This window comes from Celeribacter indicus, assembly GCF_000819565.1.
In the GTDB taxonomy this organism is placed as follows: Bacteria; Pseudomonadota; Alphaproteobacteria; order Rhodobacterales; family Rhodobacteraceae; genus Celeribacter; species Celeribacter indicus.
In genome coordinates, this window is record NZ_CP004393.1 from 281318 (window position 1) to 300143 (window position 18826).

17 protein-coding genes and 1 tRNA gene are annotated in these 18826 nt (G+C 64.2%); 8 read left to right on the forward strand and 10 right to left on the reverse strand.

Translation table 11 applies throughout. The annotated features are described in order from the left end of the window. Window position 1 precedes the first annotated feature (1 nt). Window positions 2-1426 (forward strand): nodulation protein NodH, encoded by a 1425-nt coding sequence (locus P73_RS01405; RefSeq protein WP_043868142.1) that lies wholly within the window; start codon window positions 2-4, stop codon window positions 1424-1426. Window positions 1427-1443: 17 nt separating this feature from the next. Here the strand turns inward: P73_RS01405 and P73_RS01410 are convergent, their stop codons facing one another. From P73_RS01410 to P73_RS01445, 8 genes are all read right to left on the reverse strand, one after another. Beyond that, window positions 1444-1908, reverse strand: a complete 465-nt coding sequence (locus P73_RS01410) for a PTS sugar transporter subunit IIA (RefSeq protein ID WP_043868143.1) — start codon at window positions 1906-1908, stop codon at window positions 1444-1446. A 39-nt stretch (window positions 1909-1947) separates the two neighbouring features. Next, entirely contained in the window at window positions 1948-2523 is a 576-nt protein-coding gene (gene hpf, locus P73_RS01415; RefSeq protein ID WP_043868144.1) for a ribosome hibernation-promoting factor, HPF/YfiA family, read from the reverse strand. 244 nt (window positions 2524-2767) lie between these two features. Next, window positions 2768-3499: an LPS export ABC transporter ATP-binding protein gene (gene lptB / locus P73_RS01420; protein WP_043868145.1), complete on the reverse strand. Its 732-nt coding sequence runs from the start codon at window positions 3497-3499 to the stop codon at window positions 2768-2770. Next, entirely contained in the window at window positions 3499-3996 is a 498-nt protein-coding gene (gene lptA / locus P73_RS01425; RefSeq protein ID WP_052453522.1) for a lipopolysaccharide transport periplasmic protein LptA, read from the reverse strand. Before lptA ends, lptB begins: the two co-directional genes overlap by 1 nt. A 7-nt stretch (window positions 3997-4003) precedes the next feature. Then, a complete protein-coding gene (locus P73_RS01430) occupies window positions 4004-4618 on the reverse strand; it encodes a hypothetical protein (RefSeq protein ID WP_043868146.1) in 615 nt (204 codons plus the stop codon). Window positions 4619-4627: 9 nt separating this feature from the next. Then, window positions 4628-5590, reverse strand: coding sequence for a KpsF/GutQ family sugar-phosphate isomerase (locus P73_RS01435; protein ID WP_043868147.1), 963 nt, complete (start codon window positions 5588-5590; stop codon window positions 4628-4630). Between the two features lie 12 nt (window positions 5591-5602). Then, complete coding sequence (locus P73_RS01440; protein ID WP_043868148.1) at window positions 5603-6214, reverse strand: ribonuclease H-like domain-containing protein; 612 nt, start codon at window positions 6212-6214, stop codon at window positions 5603-5605. Between the two features lie 82 nt (window positions 6215-6296). Further along, window positions 6297-6383 (reverse strand) — tRNA-Leu (locus P73_RS01445). A 144-nt stretch (window positions 6384-6527) separates the two neighbouring features. Here P73_RS01445 and P73_RS01450 point away from each other — a divergent pair. Then, window positions 6528-7514: a complex I NDUFA9 subunit family protein gene (locus tag P73_RS01450; RefSeq protein ID WP_043871301.1), complete on the forward strand. Its 987-nt coding sequence runs from the start codon at window positions 6528-6530 to the stop codon at window positions 7512-7514. Between the two features lie 58 nt (window positions 7515-7572). On the opposite strand, the gene P73_RS01455 is transcribed toward P73_RS01450, so the two are convergent. After that, window positions 7573-8376, reverse strand: coding sequence for an undecaprenyl-diphosphate phosphatase (locus P73_RS01455; protein ID WP_043868149.1), 804 nt, complete (start codon window positions 8374-8376; stop codon window positions 7573-7575). Window positions 8377-8603: 227 nt separating this feature from the next. Here P73_RS01455 and P73_RS01460 point away from each other — a divergent pair, with 227 nt between their 5' ends. The 6 genes from P73_RS01460 to P73_RS01485 all read left to right on the forward strand — a co-directional run bounded on the left by P73_RS01460 (window position 8604) and on the right by P73_RS01485 (window position 18330). Continuing rightward, a complete protein-coding gene (locus P73_RS01460) occupies window positions 8604-10037 on the forward strand; it encodes an NAD(P)-dependent oxidoreductase (RefSeq protein ID WP_043868150.1) in 1434 nt (477 codons plus the stop codon). 141 nt (window positions 10038-10178) lie between these two features. Further along, the gene (gene gltB, locus P73_RS01465) at window positions 10179-14714 is read left to right on the forward strand and encodes a glutamate synthase large subunit (RefSeq protein ID WP_043868151.1); all 4536 of its coding nucleotides are present in this window, start codon (window positions 10179-10181) and stop codon (window positions 14712-14714) included. 102 nt (window positions 14715-14816) lie between these two features. Beyond that, window positions 14817-15536: a monofunctional biosynthetic peptidoglycan transglycosylase gene (mtgA, locus tag P73_RS01470; protein WP_043868152.1), complete on the forward strand. Its 720-nt coding sequence runs from the start codon at window positions 14817-14819 to the stop codon at window positions 15534-15536. Window positions 15537-15590: 54 nt separating this feature from the next. Continuing rightward, entirely contained in the window at window positions 15591-16256 is a 666-nt protein-coding gene (gene fzlA, locus P73_RS01475; RefSeq protein WP_043868153.1) for an FtsZ-binding protein FzlA, read from the forward strand. A gap of 76 nt (window positions 16257-16332) precedes the next feature. Next, window positions 16333-17373, forward strand: a complete 1041-nt coding sequence (gene queG, locus P73_RS01480) for a tRNA epoxyqueuosine(34) reductase QueG (RefSeq protein WP_043871302.1) — start codon at window positions 16333-16335, stop codon at window positions 17371-17373. Window positions 17374-17412: 39 nt separating this feature from the next. After that, on the forward strand, window positions 17413-18330 hold the full coding sequence (locus P73_RS01485) for a DMT family transporter (protein WP_043868154.1): 918 nt from the start codon (window positions 17413-17415) through the stop codon (window positions 18328-18330). 1 nt (window position 18331) lies between these two features. Here P73_RS01485 and P73_RS01490 read toward each other — a convergent pair whose 3' ends face one another. Further along, window positions 18332-18820: a hypothetical protein gene (locus tag P73_RS01490; RefSeq protein ID WP_043868155.1), complete on the reverse strand. Its 489-nt coding sequence runs from the start codon at window positions 18818-18820 to the stop codon at window positions 18332-18334. Between the last annotated feature and the right edge of the window lie 6 nt (window positions 18821-18826).

Genomic DNA, 18826 nt, shown 5'->3' on the forward strand with positions numbered 1-18826 from the left:
TATGTCTGATGCCTTCGATTATTTCGTGATCTTCGCGGAAATGCGGACCGGATCGAATTTTCTCGAAGAGAACCTGAACGCCTATCCGGGGCTGAAATGCTGGGGGGAAGCCTTCAATCCGGCCTTCATCGGCAAATCCGGCCAGACCGAACTCGTCGGGATCGGAATGGCGGCGCGCGAGGCGGATCCTTTGGCGCTTCTCGGGACATTGCGGGAAAGGACCGATGGGCTTGCGGGCTTCCGGTTCTTCCACGATCACGATCCGCGCGTGCTCACCCATGTGCTCGGTGATTCCCGCTGCGCCAAGATCGTGCTCACGCGCAACCCGCTCGACAGCTACGTCTCGCGCAAGATCGCGTCGGCCACGGGACAGTGGCGGCTCGGGGATCTCAAGGATGCCAGATCGGCCAAGGTGCGGTTCGAGCCGGGAGAGTTTCAGGAGCTGCTCGACGAGCTGAAGGGGTTTCAGCGCTTCCTGCAACGGCACTTGCAGACGACCGGCCAGACGGCGTTCTACATCAGCTATGACGATATTCAGGATATCGAGGTGCTGAACGGCCTCGCGCGCTTTCTCGGCGTCGACACCCCGCGCGAGAAGACCACCCAGAAGACGAAGGTTCAAAATCCCGCGCGGATCGAGGACAAGGTGGTGAACTATGCGGAGATGGTCTCCGCGCTTTCCGCCATCGACCATTTCAACCTGTCGGATACGCCGAATTTCGAGCCGGCACGGGGACCGGCCGTGCCATCCTATGTGGCGGCGGTGCGGACGCCGCTTCTCTATATGCCCGTGCGGGGAGGACCGGAGCGTGCGGTGCGGAACTGGCTTTCCGCGCTCGACCCAGAGGAGGAGGCGCTTCTGGAGGGTTTCACCCAGAAATCCCTGCGTCAGTGGAAGCGGAAGAACAAGGGACATCGCAGCTTTACCGTGATCGCCCATCCGGCAGTCCGGCTTCACCGCAGCTTTTGTCGCTATATCCTCAATCTCGGTCCGCAGACCTATCGGGAGATCCGTGACATGTTGCGGACGACCTACAAGCTGCCTTTGCCGGTGGAGGCTCCGGACGAAAGCTATGGTGTCGACCGGCATCGGGAGGCCTTCCGTAAGTTCGCGGATTTCGTGAGGGGCAACCTGAACGGGCAGACCTCCGTGCGGGTGGACGGGACATGGGCCTCCCAGTCCGAGGTGGTCAAGGGGTTCGCGGATTTCTCCCTACCCGACCTGATCCTTCGCGAGGAGGATCTGTCGGCCGGAATCGGCACTCTCGCCTCCGCCGTGGGAAGCACAGCGGTTGCTCTCGCCGCGGAGCCGGAGGATACCCCCTTCGCGCTCTCTGAGATCTATGACGCCGACATAGAAGAGGCCGTGCGCGCGGCTTACCAGCGGGACTACATGATGTTCGGATTCGGCCCCTGGAAGGCTTGAACCGGGCGCGGGGGCCGTCAGGCGGCCTTTGTCGCCGGGCCTTCGGTCAGGATGGCGTGGAGTGTTGCCGGATCCGCGTTCGCCCGCAGCTTCGTACAGACGTCTCCGTCGCGCATCGTGCGGGAGACGAGAGCGAGCGCCTTCAGATGGTCGACGCCCGATTCGGCGGGTGCGAAAAGTGCGAAGACGAGGTCCACCGGCTGCCGGTCGACCGCATCGAAATCCATCGGACTTTCGAGCCGCAGGAAGGCACCCACGACGCGGTCGAGCCCGGCGATCCGGGCGTGCGGCAAGGCTACGCCATGGCCCACACCGGTGGGACCAAGGCTTTCGCGTTCCTGGAGAGCATCGAACGTGTCGTTGACCGACAGGCCATAGGCGCTCGCCGCAATTTCTCCGAGGTCCTGAAACAGGCGCTTCTTGCTGGTCATCTTCCCGACGACCTTCACAGCCTGCGGATCCAAGATCTTTGAGATATCCATTAGGTGCACCCGCCCCGACCCGTCGCGGCGGGCCGATCTTTATTTCGCGTTGTCCGGGTCGATCCAGCCGATATTCCCGTCAGGGCGGCGGTAGACCACGTTCAAACCAGTTTTACCTTCATTATGGAACAGAAGCACCGGCGCGCCGGCAAGTTCCATCTGCATCACCGCCTCGCCGACCGTGAGTGTCGGAATCCTCGTCTCCATCTCGGCGATGATCATCGGCTGAAGGGTTTCCGGCTCCTGATCCTCGTCATATTCCGACGCCGCGAGGATATACTGGGAAGCTTCGAGGAGTTCAACAGGTTCGGACCGCACCTTGTGATGATCTTTCAGGCGGCGCTTGTAGCGGCGCAACTGCTTGTCCATCTTTTCGGTGCAGCCGTCGAAGGCCGCATAGATCTCATGTGCGTGCGCGCTCGCCTGGGCCGTCAGGCCGGAGGACAGATGCACCACGGCTTCACAGGTGTATTCCGCCCCGCTTTTCGAAAACACCACATTCGCATCCGTCGGACGTTGGGAATACTTGTCGAGCACGGTCCCAAGCTCCGTCTGGACATGTGTCTGAAGCGCCGATCCGATGTCGATTTGTTTTCCGCTGATTTGGTACCGCATAGATACCTCCTTCTCATTGGGGCCCGTGCGCGCCGTGGTTACCGCTGGTGCGGACGGGTCTCTGGATTTTGTTTGAAAGCGGGATACGAATGCAAACGCTGGTAAATGGACCCGGACGACCCGTCGGGGTGGCGAACCGGCGCCTGAAGGCGTGTTGGGGCCGCGGCGCAGACTGTCATACGAGCGTCTTGCATCACCTGTATTTGGCGGCAGATCGCGGGGGGTTGTCAATCGAAACCCGCGCTCAGATCCGGAAATTGTCTCCAAGGTAAACGCGGCGCACGGTTTCGTCCGCGACGATTTCCTCGCGCGTGCCGGACATCAGCACCGTGCCATCGTGAAGGATATAGGCGCGGTCGATAATTCCGAGCGTTTCCTGAACGTTATGATCCGTGATGAGGACTCCGATGCCACGGGTGCGCAGTTCGGAGACCAGTCCGCGGATTTCCGCCACGGCGATCGGATCGACCCCGGCGAAGGGTTCATCGAGCAGCACGTAGGAGGGATTGGAGGCGAGGCAGCGGGCGATCTCGACGCGGCGGCGTTCGCCGCCCGAAAGCGCGAGCGCGGGGGCGCGTCGCAGATGCGCGATGGAGAATTCGGAGAGCAGGTCCTCGAGCCGCTCGCGCCGCATCAGCGGGTCGTCCTCCGCGACCTCGAGAATCGCGAGGATGTTGTCCTCGACACAGAGCCCGCGAAAGATCGACGCCTCCTGTGGCAGGTACCCGATTCCCATCTTCGCGCGCCGGTACATGGGGAGGAGCGTGATGTTGCGCCCGTCGACGGTGACTTCGCCGGCCTCCGGCATGACGAGTCCTGCGATGGAATAGAAACAGGTGGTCTTGCCCGAACCGTTCGGCCCCAGAAGCGCGACCACCTCGCCCCGTTCGAGGTCGAGGGACACGTCCCGGATGACCGTCCGCTTGCGGTATCCCTTGCGCAGATTGCGCACCCTGAGCCCGGTGGTTTCCGACATCACTGACGTCCGGGCTGGAGGATCGTCTTGACGCGACCGTCCATCCGGCCGGTGCCGGTATTCAGGTCGATGACCATGCGCTCGCCCGAAAGCGCATTGTTCTGCTGGGTCAGAAGGACATCTCCGGTCAGGATTACCTGACCCGATTCGAGATCGTATTCCGCCTGATCCGCCTCCGCCGCCTCACCGGCGTTGGTGATGGTGACGCCGCCGGTGGCCAGCAGCCGGGCGATCGTGCCGCCGCCTGCACCGTAGACGACCTCGACGGTTTCGGCGGCAAGGCGCAGGGCGCCCTGGCCGATCACCACATTGCCGGAGAACAGCGCCTTGCCGGTGCTCTGGTCGACGCTGAGCTGGTCGGACGATACCTCGACCGGCAGCGAGCTGTCGTGCCTGAGTCCGCCGAAGGCCACTTCGGCCCCCTGTGCGAACCCGGAGGAGGCGAGCGCCGACAGGGCGAGGGCGAACAGGGCGCGTTGCGACAGGTGGCGAAGGATCAAGGCATCATTCCTCTGAAGTCTCGGGCTCGTATACCAGCTTCACGCCATTCTTGAAAACCAGAAGGTAGTCGCCGCTCTCCACGTCCTGAGAGATTTCCATGGATCCGGCCGCGAGCGTTCCCGGCGGGCCTTCGGCGGAGACCGCGCCGGGGCTTTCGATCCTGGAGACATCGAGCATGGTCGCCACGCGTTCGGAGATAATGAGATAGCCCGTGGAGGTCTGCACCTCGACATGGCCGGACAGTTCCGCGATCCGGCTCGGACCGTCCAATACCGCATCGTCGGCCTTCAGGGTGACCGTGCCGCTCCCCGGCATCCGAAGCGAACCGCGGATGCCGTTCGAATTCACCACATCCTGCGTCGACAGGTCCGGGCGCACGATGTCCGCCGCGAGCTCGAGCTGGGAACCGTCACGGGTCACGGTAGCAAAGGACGGAAATTCCAGCCGCTGTTCACGGGCAAGCTGCTCGAGATCCACCTCGGCATAGGGAATCGACACTTCGAACTCCCGTCCGCGGGCAAAGAGAAAGAGCGTGGCGAGCATCGCGAGGCTCGCGAGGGGCAACACGATCTTCGCCAGGGCAACGAAGCGGGAATAGGGATTGTCGTACCGGCTCATGAAGAGGTCCTACACGACGCCGGCGCGGAGACAGTCCTGAATCTTGAGAATGCCGCAGGGCCGGCCGTCTTCGGCAGGATTCCGCACGAACAGACAGGTGATCGCCCGCTCGTCCATCCGCGCGACCGCCTTCTCGGCGAGCGCATCTTCCGCGATGGTGAGCGGATCGGGTGTCATGATCTCGCCGGCGGTCTTGTCGAGGAGCCCGTCGATGTTCCGGCGCAGGTCGCCATCGGTGATGATTCCCGTCAGAATGCCCTGCGCGTCGACGACGCCGACGACGCCGAAGCCCTTGCGGGTGATTTCCGACAGCGCCTCGCGCATCGGTGTTCCGGCGGTGACGAGCGGCATGTCCTTGTGCATCAGGTCGCGCACCTTCGTGAGCCGCGCCCCGAGTTTGCCGCCCGGATGGAGCACCCGGAAATTGTCGGCGGTGAAGGCGCGATGTTCCATGAGCGCGATGGCGAGCGCGTCCCCGAGGGCGAGCGTCATCGTCGTCGAGGTGGTCGGCACGATCCCGTGTCCGCAGGCCTCCGCCGCTTTCGGCAGGATCAGGGCCACGTCGCAGGCGCGGATCAGGGAGCTGTCGGGATTGGAGGCCACGCCGATCATCGGGATCTGGAACCGGCGGCTATAGGCGATGAGATCGGCAAGCTCCGGCGTCTCCCCCGAATTCGACAGCACGAGGCAGACGTCCTGCGTCCCGATCATGCCGAGATCGCCGTGGCTGGCCTCGGCGGGATGGACGAAATGCGCGGGCGTGCCGGTGGAGGCCAGTGTTGCCGCGATCTTGCGCGCGATATGGCCCGATTTGCCCATGCCGGTGACGATGACGCGGCCCTTCGCCGCGAGAATCGTCTCGATCGCGGTTTCGAAACCGTTCCCGAGGCTTGTGGCGAGAAGGGTGAGCGCGTCGGCTTCCTGCCGGATAACGCGGCGCGCGGTGTCGAGATATGCGGTGGTGTCGCCCATCGGAAGGGATCCTCAGTGTGCGAAGATGTCGATCTCGGGCCAGCCCTCGAGATCGAGTTTCGCCCGTGTCGGAAGGAAATCGAAACAGGACTGCGCAAGCTCCAAGCGCCCTTCGCGCAGGAGCATGTCGTCGAGTTTCTCCCGCAGGGCGTGGAGGTGGAGGACGTCCGACGCGGCATAGTCGAGCTGCGCCTCGGTCAGTTCCACTGCGCCCCAGTCGCTCATCTGCTGGTATTTCGAGATGTCGACTCGGAGCAGCTGTTCGAGCAGGTTCTTGAGCCCGTGCCGGTCGGTGAAGGTGCGCACGAGTTTCGAGGCGATCTTCGTGCAATAGACGGGAGAGGCGAGCGTGCCGAAGCTGTGATACATCGCCGCGATGTCGAACCGGCCGAAATGGAAGAGTTTCAGCACGTCGGGATCGGCCAGCATGCGGCACAGATTCGGCGCCTCGGTCTGCCCGCGGGCGATCTGCACGAGATGCGCGTTGCCGTCGCCGCCCGACATCTGGACAAGGCAGAGCCGGTCGCGATGCGGGTTCAGACCCATCGTCTCGCAGTCGATGGCGACGACGGGACCAAGGTCGAGATCGTCGGGAAGGTCGTTCTGGTAGAGAAAATTGGCCACGACAGGCTCCTCACGATCAGGCGGTTTCCCCGTCAATAGTGCGTCGGCTGAGCCGGGGCAAGAGATCGTCGTCTCGGGAAAATGGTGCCCAGAAGAGGACTCGAACCTCCACGTCCATACGGACACCAGCACCTGAAGCTGGCGCGTCTACCAATTCCGCCATCTGGGCACAGATGTCGTGAAGCCGCGATGTAATGACCTCCGGGCCGAGTGTCAACGGCGTTTTTAATCCTTTTCGTGCGACGTCATAGCGTCTTGTTCCTTTCCGCGCTAAAAGCTAAGGAAAAGCGACGATTTGGCATTGGAGATGCAGATGACGAAACTTGTCACCATCTATGGCGGCGCGGGCTTTGTCGGGCGGTATATCGCCCGCCGGATGGCGAAGGAGGGCTGGCGCGTCCGCGTTGCCGTGCGTCGTCCCAACGAGTCGCTTTTCGTGAAACCCTACGGTGCCGTTGGCCAGGTCGAGCCGGTCTTCTGCAACATCCGCGACGACGCCTCGGTGCGCGCGGCGATGGCCGGGGCCGATGCGGTGGTGAACTGTGTGGGCGTGCTGACCGAACGTGGCAAGAACACGTTCCAGGCGCTGCAATCCGAAGGGGCGGGGCGTGTCGCGCGGATCGCGGCGGAAGAGGGCGTCGGACAATTCGTCCATATCTCCGCGCTCGGCGCCGACCGGCAGTCCGCAAGCGCCTATGCGCGGACGAAGGCAGAGGGCGAGGAGGCCGTGCTCGCCGCTTATCCCGGTGCCGTGATCCTGCGCCCGTCGCTGATCTTCGGGACAGAGGACCGGTTCTTCAACCGGTTCGCCAAGATGGCCCGCAACGGGCCGATTCTGGGCCTCGTGGGCGGCGAAACAAAATTTCAGCCGGTCTATGTGGACGACGTTGCCCAGGCTGCGGTGAAGGGTGTGCTCGGCGAGGCGCCGGCTGGGATCTATGAACTGGGCGGTCCCGATGTGGATACGCTGTCGGGGTTGATGCGGGACATGCTCGGCATGATCCATCGCAACCGCTTCATCGTGAACCTGCCGTTCTGGATGGGCAACCTGATTGGCGGCGGGCTGTCGCTGTTGCAGTTGATCACGGGCGGTCTGTTCCACAACAAGGTGCTGACGCGCGACCAGGTGGCCAATCTGAAGGCGGACAACGTCGTCTCGCCGGATGCGAAGACCTTCGCGGATCTCGGGATCCGGCCGACCGCAATGGAGGCTGTGCTTCCGGATTATCTCTGGGTCTATCGCCCGTCGGGGCAGTATGACGCGATCCGCGAAAGCGCGAAGAACATGCGCAAGATCTGACTTCAGTCCGTATGAGGATGACGCGCGCCCACGTAGGCGCGCGTTTTTCGTTCGACCGTCAGCTGTAGGAAATCATCAGAAGCACTGCGCCGAGTATCACGCGGTAGATGACATAGGGCGTGAAGCTCACCGACTTCAGCAGGCGCATCATGAGCGAGAGCGCGAGAAGTGCGGCGCCAAAGGCGAAGACCGCGCCGATCGCCGCGTCGCGGAGCATCGGCCAATCGGCATCGCCCACGACCTCCGCACCGAGCAGGAGGCCCGATGCCATGATGGTCGGGATCGACATCAGCATGGCGATCTTCGCGCCATCCTCGCGCTTGTAGCCCAGAGCACGCGCGCCGGTGATGGTGATCCCCGACCGCGAGGTGCCGGGAATGAGCGCGACGGCCTGCCAGAGCCCGAGCTTGATCGCGTCGGACAGCGACCAGTCCTGCTCCGCCTTCACCTCCGCGCCCTTCTGGTCGAACCAGTAGAGCACGACACCGAAGATCAGCATGGTCCAGCCGATTACCGCCGTCGAGCGCATGGCGTCCGACAGGCCGGTGACCTTCAGCACGAGGCCCAGCAGGATCACCGGGATCGTCGCGACGAGCAAGAGGAAGGCCAGCCGCGAACCGGGCGTGTCGATGCGTCCGGTAAGCATCCGCGGAATGCCTGCCAGTCCGACGCGCACGTCGCGCCAGAAATAGAGCATGACCGCGCCCAGCGTGCCGACATGCACGGCGACGTCAATCGCCTGTCCCTGGTCCTGGACTCCAATGAGATGCGGCAGAAGAATCAGGTGCCCGGAGGAGGAAATCGGCAGGAATTCGGTAATTCCCTGAACGATCGCGACAATAAGGAGATATAAAAGACTCATGGCGACCCCGTCCCTGTGCGTTTCGGAGCCACCGTAAACCTATTTGTTATCAATAAGAAGAAGGCATTTAAGACAGCATATATGACATATATTTGAGGATCAGTGGCAGCTCTTCTCCGAAGGCAGGCCGGAGAATCGGAAATTAAGACAGCGTTTCTGACTTTTCTTTTTTCCAAGGGCGCTGTATCCAGTCGGAGAATTTTACCAACCTTCGGAGATGTGGTGTCATGGCGAAAGAGCCGATGCTCAAATTCGTGACCGTGGGCAGGGATATGCCGGAAAAGCGGAATGCGGAGGATCGCAAGGACGATTTCCTGGAGATCTACGGCGAGTTCATTGACGAGAAGGCCAGGGAGCAGTCGTCGCGCTGTTCGCAATGCGGCGTGCCCTATTGTCAGTCCCATTGTCCGCTGCACAACAACATCCCCGACTGGCTGCGCCTCACCGCGACCGGCCGGTTGCGGGAGGCCTACGAGATCAGCCAGGCGACGAATACCTTCCCGGAAATCTGCGGCCGCATCTGTCCGCAGGACCGTCTCTGCGAAGGCAACTGTGTCATCGAGCAGTCGGGTCACGGCACCGTCACCATCGGCTCCGTGGAGAAATACATCACCGACACGGCCTGGGAAAACGGCTGGGTCGAGAGCTTTGCCCCGGTCGTGGAACGCGAGGAAAGCGTGGGGATCATCGGGTCCGGGCCCGGTGGCCTTGCGGCCGCCGACCGCATGCGCCGCGCCGGGTTCAAGGTGACGGTCTATGAACGCGCCGACCGCGCGGGCGGGTTGATGATGTATGGGATTCCCGGCTTCAAGCTCGAAAAGGACGTTGTGCTGCGCCGCGTGAAGCAGCTCGAGGAGTCGGGCGTCGATTTCGTGCTCAACTGCAATGTGGGCGAGGATATTTCCTTCGATGCCATCCGTGGCAAGCATGATGCGGTGCTGATCGCGACGGGCGTCTACAAGTCCCGCGACCTCGGCGGGCCCGGTTCGGGCGCCGAGGGGATCGTGCGCGCGATCGACTATCTCACCGCCTCCAACAAGGTTTCCTTTGGCGACGAGGTGGAGGAATACGAGAGCGGCGACCTCAATGCCCACGGCAAGAAGGTCGTCGTGATCGGCGGCGGCGATACGGCGATGGACTGTGTTCGCACGGCGATCCGGCAGGGCGCCACCTCGGTCAAATGCCTGTACCGCCGCGACCGTGCGAACATGCCGGGCTCGCAGCGGGAGACGCAGAATGCCGAAGAGGAAGGCGTCGAATTCGTGTGGCTTTCCGCGCCGAAAGGCTTTGCGGGCGATCCGGTCACGGGCGTGATGGTGCAGAAGATGCGCCTTGGCCAGGCCGATGCGACGGGCCGCCAGAGCCCCGAGGTGATCGAAGGTGCGGATTACGTCGAAGAGGCCGATCTCGTGATCAAGGCGCTGGGCTTCGAGCCGGAGGATCTGCCGACGCTCTGGGGTGTCGACGGGCTGGAAGTGACCCGCTGGGGCACGGTGCTCGCCGATTTCCAGAGCCATGCGACCTCGCTCGAGGGCGTCTATGCCTGCGGCGACATCCAGCGCGGCGCCTCGCTCGTCGTCTGGGCGATCCGCGACGGGCGCGAGGCGGCGGACGCGATGACCGCCTATCTCGACCAGGCCGCGGCGGTTGCCGCCGAGTGAGGCCGGGACGCGGTTTCTGTCGGTCGGAAACCTGTCGGATATCCCTCGGACTTTTGTCGACCGCAATTCGCCGCCCCGCAGGGACAAGAGTTTTAAAAGGACAGTCGTCCTGACCCACCAGATGAAGGAAGGGTTAATACCATGACCAAGTTTGACGCAAGCTGGGCCGCCCGCGAAGAGGCCAAACGCCAGTGGATGACCGAGCACTCGCTGTTTCGCGAGGAGGACGAGCATTCCTCCTGCGGCGTGGGTCTCGTCGTGTCCATCGACGGGTCGAAATCCCGCAAGGTGGTCGAGAACGGTATCGCTGCTCTCAAGGCGATCTGGCACCGCGGTGCGGTGGACGCCGATGGCAAGACCGGCGACGGCGCGGGGATCCATGTCCAGATCCCGCATCACTTCTTCGGCGACCAGATCCGCCGCACCGGCCATGAGGCGCGGCAGGGCGAATTGCTCGCCGTCGGGCAGGTCTTTCTCCCGCGCACGGATTTCAGCGCGCAGGAGACCTGCCGCACGATCGTGGAGACGGAAGTGCTCCGCATGGGCTATTACATCTACGGCTGGCGCCATGTTCCGGTGAATACCGAAGTGCTTGGCGAGAAGGCGAACGCGACGCGGCCGGAGATCGAGCAGATCCTGATCTCCAATTCCAAGGGCGTGGACGAGGAAACCTTCGAGCGTGAACTCTATGTGATCCGCCGCCGGATCGAGAAGGCGGCGCAGGCGGCGGGGATCCGCGATCTCTACCTGTGTTCGCTGTCCTGCCGCTCGATCATCTACAAGGGCATGATGCTGGCCGAACAGGTTGCGGAATTCTATCCCGACCTGAAGGACGAGCGGTTCGAGAGCGCCTTCGCGATCTATCACCAGCGCTATTCGACGAACACATTCCCGCAGTGGTGGCTGGCGCAGCCGTTCCGCATGCTCGCCCATAACGGCGAGATCAACACGATCAAGGGCAACTCCAACTGGATGAGGAGCCATGAGATCCGCATGGCCTCCGCGACCTTCGGGGAGATGGCCGAGGACATCAAGCCGATCATCCCGCAGGGATCGTCGGACTCCGCCGCGCTCGATTCGGTGTTCGAAGTGCTGGTGCGCGCGGGGCGTTCGGCGCCGATGGCGAAGACGATGCTCGTGCCCGAGGCCTGGTCCAAGAATGCCGAGGAACTGCCGCAGGCCTGGCGGGACATGTATTCCTACGTGAACTCGGTAATGGAGCCGTGGGACGGGCCGGCGGCGCTTGCCATGACGGACGGCCGCTGGGTCTGTGCCGGGCTCGACCGCAACGGGCTGCGCCCGATGCGCTATGTCGTGACCGGGGAGGGGCTCGTGATCGCGGGCTCCGAGGTGGGCATGGTGCCGACCGACGAGGCGATCGTGAAGGAAAAGGGCGCGCTCGGGCCGGGGCAGCTTCTTGCCGTCGACATGAAGGAGGGCAAGCTCTACCACGATGTCGAGATCAAGGACCGTCTCGCCAACGCACAGCCCTTTGGCGAATGGGTCGGCAAGATCAACGATCTCGAGGAGGAGCTGTCCGGTATTGCCGAGACGGCGATCTATTCCGGCCCCGAGTTGAAGAAGCGCCAGATCGCGGCGGGCTACACCATCGAGGAACTCGAGCAGGTGCTCGCGCCGATGGCCGAGGACGGCAAGGAGGCGCTCGCCTCCATGGGCGACGACACGCCCTCTGCCGTGCTGTCGGAGAAATACCGTCCGCTCAGCCATTTCTTCCGCCAGAATTTCAGCCAGGTCACGAACCCGCCGATCGACTCGCTGCGCGAATATCGCGTGATGAGCCTGAAGACGCGGTTCGGCAACCTCAAGAACGTGCTTGACGAGGACAGCAGCCAGACCGAGATCATCGTGCTGGAAAGCCCCTTCGTCGCCAATGCCCAGCTCGAGGCGTTGAAGACGCATTTCAACGCGCCGCTGACCGAGATCGACTGTACCTTCCCGGTGGACGGCGGCCCGAACGCGCTGCGCGAGGGGCTCGAGCGGATCCGCGCGGAGGCGGAAGAATCCGTGCGGTCGGGTGGCGGGCACATCATCCTGACCGACCAGAGCCAGAGCGAGACGCGTGTTGCGATGCCGATGATCCTTGCCACCTCGGCGGTGCATAGCTGGCTGACGCGCAAGGGCCTGCGCACCTTCTGTTCGCTGGGCGTGCGGTCCGGCGAGTGCATCGACCCGCATTATTTCGCGGTGCTGATCGGCTGCGGTGCGACCATCGTGAACGCCTATCTTGCCGAGGACAGCATAGCGGACCGGATCGACCGCGGCCTTCTCGATTGCAGCCTGACCGAGGCGGTGGCGCGGTATCGCAACGCGATCGACCAGGGCCTGTTGAAGATCATGGCGAAGATGGGGATTTCGGTGATCTCCTCCTATCGCGGGGGTCTCAACTTCGAGGCGGTCGGTCTGTCGCGTGCGATGTGTGCCGAGTTCTTCCCCGGCATGCATTCGCGGATTTCCGGTATCGGCGTCGGTGGCATCCAGAAGAAGCTCGTCGAAGTGCACAGGCAGGGCTGGCTCGGGGGCAATACGCTGCCCATCGGCGGGTTCTACAAAGCGCGCAAGTCGGGTGAGACCCATGCCTGGGAAGCGCAGGCGATGCACATGCTGCAATCGGCCTGCGACCGGGCGTCCTATGAGATGTGGAAGCAGTATTCGGCGAAGATGCAGTCGATGCCGCCGATCCACCTGCGCGATCTTCTCGACGTCAAGCCGCTGGGCAAGCCGGTGCCGCTCGAGGAGGTGGAGAGCATCACCTCGATCCGCAAGCGTTTCGTGACGCCCGGGATGTCGCTGGGCGCGCTGTCGCCGGAGGCGCACCGGACGCTGTCGATCGCGATGAACCGGATCGGTGCCAAGTCGGATTCGGGTGAGGGCGGCGAGTCTCCCGACGATTTCACGCCGGAGCCCAACGGCGACAATGCCTCCGCGAAGATCAAGCAGGTGGCGTCCGGGCGGTTCGGCGTCACGGCCGAATACCTGCTCCATTGCGAAGAGCTCGAGATCAAGGTGGCGCAGGGGGCGAAGCCCGGCGAGGGCGGGCAGCTTCCGGGGATGAAGGTTACCGACCTCATCGCGAAGCTGCGGCATTCGACCAAGGGTGTGACGCTGATCTCGCCGCCGCCGCACCACGACATCTATTCCATCGAGGATCTGGCGCAGCTCATCTACGACCTGAAGCAGATCAACCCGAAGGCCAAGGTGACGGTGAAGCTCGTGGCCTCCTCCGGTGTGGGCACCATTGCCGCCGGCGTGGCGAAGGCGAAGGCGGATATCATCTTGATTTCCGGCCATAACGGCGGCACGGGGGCGTCGCCGGCGACCTCGATCAAGTTCGCGGGCCTGCCGTGGGAGATGGGGCTGACCGAGGCGCATCAGGTGCTCGCCATGAACAACCTGCGCGACCGGGTGACGCTCCGCACCGACGGGGGCCTGCGCACCGGGCGCGACATCGTCATGGCGGCGATGATGGGGGCCGAGGAATACGGCATCGGCACCGCCGCGCTGATCGCGATGGGCTGTATCATGGTGCGGCAGTGCCAGTCGAACACCTGTCCGGTGGGCGTCTGCACGCAGGACGAGCGCCTGCGCGCCAAGTTCACCGGCAATGCCGACAAGGTGGTGAACCTCATCACCTTCTATGCGCAGGAAGTGCGGGAGCTGCTCGCCCAGCTCGGGGCGCGCTCGCTCGACGAGGTGATCGGCCGCGCCGATCTGCTGACCCAAGTGAGCCGCGGGTCGGCGCATCTCGACGACCTCGACCTCAACCCGCTCCTGATCAGCGTGGACGGGGCGGAGAAGATCGTTTACGACCGCTCGAAACCGCGCAACGCCGTGCCGGACACGCTCGATGCGCAGATTGTGACGGATGCCGCGCGCTTCCTCAACGATGGCGAGAAGATGCAACTGTCCTATGCGGTGCAGAACACGCTGCGCACCATCGGCACGCGCACCTCCTCGCATATCGTCTCGCGCTTCGGGATGCGCAACAATCTCCAGCCCGACCATCTGACGGTGAAGCTCACCGGCTCGGCAGGCCAGTCGCTCGGCGCCTTCGCCGCGCCGGGGCTGAAGATCGAGGTCTCCGGCGATGCGAACGACTACGTCGCGAAGGGACTTTCGGGCGGCGTGGTCGTGGTGCGCCCGCCGATGCATTCGCCGCTGGTGGCGGCGGAGAACACGATCATCGGCAACACCGTGCTCTACGGCGCGACGGCAGGCTACCTGTTCGCGGCGGGCCGGGCGGGCGAACGCTTTGCCGTGCGCAATTCGGGTGCGACGGTGGTGATCGAGGGCTGCGGCTCCAACGGGTGCGAATACATGACCGGCGGCGTCGCGGTGATCCTCGGTTCCATCGGGGCGAATTTCGGTGCCGGGATGACGGGCGGCATGGCCTATCTCTACGACCCGGAGGGCAAGGCGCTCGACCTGATGAACCTCGAGACGCTCGTGACCTGTCCGGTGACCGTCGATCACTGGGAAGGGGAGCTCAGGGAGCTCGTCACGCGGCACGCGAAGGAGACGAATTCGCTCAAGGCACAGGACATCCTGTCGAACTGGGCGGAGGAGAAGGCGAATTTCCTCCAGGTCTGCCCGAAGGAGATGCTGGCCCATCTGCCGATGCCGCTCACGATCGAGCAGGGTGCGATTCCGGCGGAGTGAGACTTCCGCAAGACGTGACAAAAGCCCCCGGATCCGGGGGCTTTTTTCGTTCGCGGCGGCCTTTGTCTTGACCTGCCGGGCAGCGCCGTGGTTCCTGCCTGCATGGCGAAACGGGCAAAGACGCAGACAGCGAAGAAAAGGCGGGGCAGCCGGGGCGGCGCGCTTCTGCGCCGGGGCTTGCGGCTTTTGTTCCTGCTCGTGCTGCTGGGGCTCCTCTGGATCCTGTCCTATTCGGTGATCGCGCCGTGGCGCACGCCCTACATGCTGGCCGAAGCCATCCGCCACCGGGAGAGTGTCGATTACCGATGGGTGCCGATGGAGCGCATATCCCCGCATCTCGCGCGGGCGGTCGTCGCGGCGGAGGACGCGAATTTCTGTCGTCACTGGGGCTTCGACCTCGATGCGATCCGTCAGGCCATCGCCGCGGGCGGGTCGCGCGGCGCCTCCACCATCAGTCAGCAGACGGTGAAGAACGCCTTCCTGTGGCATGGGCGGAGCTGGCCGCGCAAGGCGCTCGAGGCGCTGATCACGCCGGTGGTGGAGCTGACCTGGAGCAAGCGGCGGATCCTTGAGGTCTATCTGAACGTCGCGGAGTTCGACACGGGGGTGTTCGGCGCGGAAGCCGCGGCCCGGCATTACTTCGGCATCGGGCCGGAGGCCCTGTCCGCGCGGCAGGCCGCGCAGCTCGCCGCAGTGCTTCCGGCACCGAAGGATCGCGATGCGGGAAACCCCGGTCACTTCGTTCGGCGGAGAGCCGCGCAGATCGTCGACGGGGCCGCCACGATCGCGCGAGACGGCCGCGCGGCCTGTTTCGAGCATTGAACTGCCGGTGCCGTTGCGGCAAGTAGGAGAAAACCTGCGAGTAGTCGTCCCACCATGATCCGATTGTACCACGTCCCGCTTTCCCCGTTCTGCCGCAAGGTGCGCCTGTGCCTCGGCGAGAAGAAGCTCGAGGTCGAGCTCGTGGAGGAGCGATACTGGGAGCGCGATCCGGATTTCATGCGGCGCAATCCGGCGGGCAAGGTGCCCGTGCTGCGCATCGACGACATGACGCTCGCCGAGAGCACGCCGATCTGCGAATATCTCGAGGAACGCTATGCGAGCCCGCCGCTGATGCCGCGCGACGTCGAAGGGCGCTACGAGGTGCGGCGACTTGTGGCGTGGTTCGACGACAAGTTCCACAACGAGGTGACGTCCAACCTGCTTTACGAGCGGGTCAACCGGAAACTGATGAAGGCCGGCTATCCCGTGTCGGCGAATGTGAAGGCGGGGGCGAAGGCGATCAAGTATCACCTCGACTATATGGCGTGGCTCCTGGATCGGCGGCGGTGGCTGGCGGGCGATGCGATGACGCTCGCGGATTTCGCGGCGGCGGCGCATCTGTCGGCGCTCGACTACATCTCGGATGTGGACTGGAACCGGCACGAGGTGGTGAAGGACTGGTATGCGAAGATCAAGTCGCGCCCGGCTTTCCGGTCGCTCCTTGCCGACCAGGTGCCCGGTTTTCCGCCGCCGGCGCATTACGCGGACCTCGATTTCTGAGGGGGCGCTCGCGCCCCCCTTGCCCTGACGGGCAATTCCCCCCGAGGATATTTGAAAGCAGATGAAGGGGGCGGCGGTGACACTTCCCGACAAGGAGACGGTGCGTGCGAAGGCCCTGGAGGAAGGATTCTCCAAGGTCGGATTCGGCCGTCCCGACCTCCCCGGCGCGATGGAGCGGCTCCGGGCCTTCGTGGCCGAGGGGCGGCATGGCCAGATGGGATGGATGGAGGAGCGGATGGGGTGGCGCGGCGATCCGTCCGCGCTTTGGCCGGAGGCGCGCTCGGTCATCATGCTCGCCGAGGTCTATACGCCCGAGGAAGACCCGATGGCGGCGTTGGAAAGACCCGAATCCGGCGCAATCTCGGTTTATGCGCGCAATCGTGATTATCACGACATGGTCAAGAAGCGGCTGAAGCGTGTCGGGCGCTGGCTTCTCGAGCAGGCGGGCGAGGGGGAGGAGATCAAGGTTTTCGTGGACACCGCGCCGGTGATGGAAAAGCCGCTCGCCGCCCGCGCAGGGCTGGGCTGGCAGGGCAAGCACACCAATCTCCTCTCGCGGGAGCTGGGAAGCTGGTTCTTTCTCGGCGCGATCTTCACCACGCTCGATTTCGACCCCGATCCGGCGGAAAACGAGCATTGTGGATCGTGCCGCGCCTGTCTCGACGCCTGTCCGACGGCGGCCTTCCCCGCGCCGTTCCAGCTCGACGCGCGGCGCTGCATCTCCTATCTGACGATCGAGCATCGCGGGCCGGTGGACGAGGACTTGCGGGCGCTGATGGGAAACCGTATCTACGGCTGCGACGATTGCCTCGCCGCCTGTCCGTGGAACAAGTTCGCCCAGGTGGCGAAGGAGACGCGCTATGCCGCGCGCGCCGATCTTCTCGATCCGCCGCTCGCGGAGCTCGCGGGGCTCGACGATGCGGCGTTCCGCGCGAAGTTCTCCGGGTCGCCGATCAAGCGGATCGGGCGCGACAGGTTCGTGCGCAACGTGCTCTACGCGATCGGGAATTCCGGGTCGCCGGCGCTGGCGGAGGTCGCCCGCGGCTTGTGCGAAGATGCCGATCCCGTCGTGCGGGACGCGGCGCGTTGGGCCGTTGCGCGCCTGTCGGACTCGTGAAACGTTGGGTTTTCCACCCTTGAGCCGGGAGCCGTCGCGATGAACCCCTTGCGGGGCATTGGCCTCAAACTCGCATCCGTGACCTGTTTCGTCATCATGGCCGCACTCGTGAAGGCCGCGAGCGTCGAGGTGCCGCCGGGGGAGACGGTGTTCTTCCGGTCGCTCTTCACCCTGCCGATCATTTTCATCTGGCTTGCGCGGCGGCATGAATTCGCGGCGGGTCTGAAGGTGCGCTCGCCCATGGGGCATGTCTGGCGCGGCATGATCGGGGCGACGACGATGTTTCTCAACTTCTTCGCGCTTTCGCTCCTGCCGCTTCCCGAGGCGACGGCCATCGGCTATGCCGCGCCGCTGCTGCTGGTCGTCTTTGCCGCGATGTTCGCGGGGGAGACGGTGCGGTTTTTCCGCTTTACCGCCGTGGTCGCGGGGCTTGCCGGGGTCGTCATCGTGATGTTGCCGCGCATCACCATGCTGGACGGCGTGCCCGATCCGCGCGAACAGCTCGGTGTGACGGTGGCGCTGGGGGGTGCGTGCCTCTCGGCGATCGTGCAGCTTCACGTGCGCAACATGGTGCGCACCGAGTCCACCACCTCGATCGTCTTCTGGTTCTCGGTCTCCTGTACGGTCGCGGGCCTGTTCACCCTGCCGTTTTCCGAATGGGTGGTTCCCTCCCCGTATTACGCGACGCTTCTCGTGCTCGCGGGGCTGATCGGTGGGGTCGGGCAGGTGTTCCTGACCTCCTGCTATCGCTATGCCGATGCCTCGCTGATCGCGCCGTTCGAATATGCCTCGATGATTTTTGCGCTGGTCATCGGCTATGTCGTGTTCGGCGAAGTGCCGACGCGGGCGATGATGGTCGGGGCGGTGATCGTCATTGCGGCCGGGATCGCGATCATCTGGCGGGAGCGCCAGCTCGGGCTGAACGACGAGCGGCGCAAGCGCACGGAGACGCTGTGAGTCAGTCGAACAGGCGGTGCCAGAAGCCGTCCCCCGTCCTGCGCTCGTCTGCCTCGGCGGTGGTGCGCCGTTGCCGGACCAGGAGGCGTTCGGCCTGGACGGCGGCGAGAACGCCCTCTGCCGCGCGGGACATGGGGAAGGGGCCGATCCGGCTTTCTCCGACGAGATAGGTGACGGAGACCGAACGGTCCTCCGGCACGGTGCGGAACCTGACGCGGGCCTCGGCGTCCAGTCGTGCGAAGGCGGTTTCGATGGCGGTTGCGTAGTCGTCCCGCGTGTGGACTGCGGGTGCCTTTGACCCGATGTCGACCTGAACGACGATCAGGCTGCGGTCCTCCATCAGCCCGGCCTCGACAAGCCGTTCAAGGGTGATGCCGAGCGGGCGGAGGGAGGGGTTCTTCGTCACCACGTACATCGCGAGCGCGAGGAGCGCCGGGGTCACGAGGAACACGGCGATGAGCAGGATGATGAGGGTGTCGCGTTTGAACACGGGCGG

Excerpts from the sequence above, each read along its gene's own strand:
- P73_RS01405 (WP_043868142.1), top strand. The coding sequence starts at position 2 with ATGTCTGATGCCTTCGATTATTTCGTGATCTTCGCGGAAATGCGGACC.
- P73_RS01410 (WP_043868143.1), bottom strand. The coding sequence starts at position 1,908 with ATGGATATCTCAAAGATCTTGGATCCGCAGGCTGTGAAGGTCGTCGGG.
- hpf (WP_043868144.1), bottom strand. The coding sequence starts at position 2,523 with ATGCGGTACCAAATCAGCGGAAAACAAATCGACATCGGATCGGCGCTT.
- lptB (WP_043868145.1), bottom strand. The coding sequence starts at position 3,499 with ATGTCGGAAACCACCGGGCTCAGGGTGCGCAATCTGCGCAAGGGATAC.
- P73_RS01430 (WP_043868146.1), bottom strand. The coding sequence starts at position 4,618 with ATGAGCCGGTACGACAATCCCTATTCCCGCTTCGTTGCCCTGGCGAAG.
- P73_RS01435 (WP_043868147.1), bottom strand. The coding sequence starts at position 5,590 with ATGGGCGACACCACCGCATATCTCGACACCGCGCGCCGCGTTATCCGG.
- P73_RS01450 (WP_043871301.1), top strand. The coding sequence starts at position 6,528 with ATGACGAAACTTGTCACCATCTATGGCGGCGCGGGCTTTGTCGGGCGG.
- P73_RS01455 (WP_043868149.1), bottom strand. The coding sequence starts at position 8,376 with ATGAGTCTTTTATATCTCCTTATTGTCGCGATCGTTCAGGGAATTACC.
- P73_RS01460 (WP_043868150.1), top strand. The coding sequence starts at position 8,604 with ATGGCGAAAGAGCCGATGCTCAAATTCGTGACCGTGGGCAGGGATATG.
- gltB (WP_043868151.1), top strand. The coding sequence starts at position 10,179 with ATGACCAAGTTTGACGCAAGCTGGGCCGCCCGCGAAGAGGCCAAACGC.
- mtgA (WP_043868152.1), top strand. The coding sequence starts at position 14,817 with ATGGCGAAACGGGCAAAGACGCAGACAGCGAAGAAAAGGCGGGGCAGC.
- fzlA (WP_043868153.1), top strand. The coding sequence starts at position 15,591 with ATGATCCGATTGTACCACGTCCCGCTTTCCCCGTTCTGCCGCAAGGTG.
- P73_RS01485 (WP_043868154.1), top strand. The coding sequence starts at position 17,413 with ATGAACCCCTTGCGGGGCATTGGCCTCAAACTCGCATCCGTGACCTGT.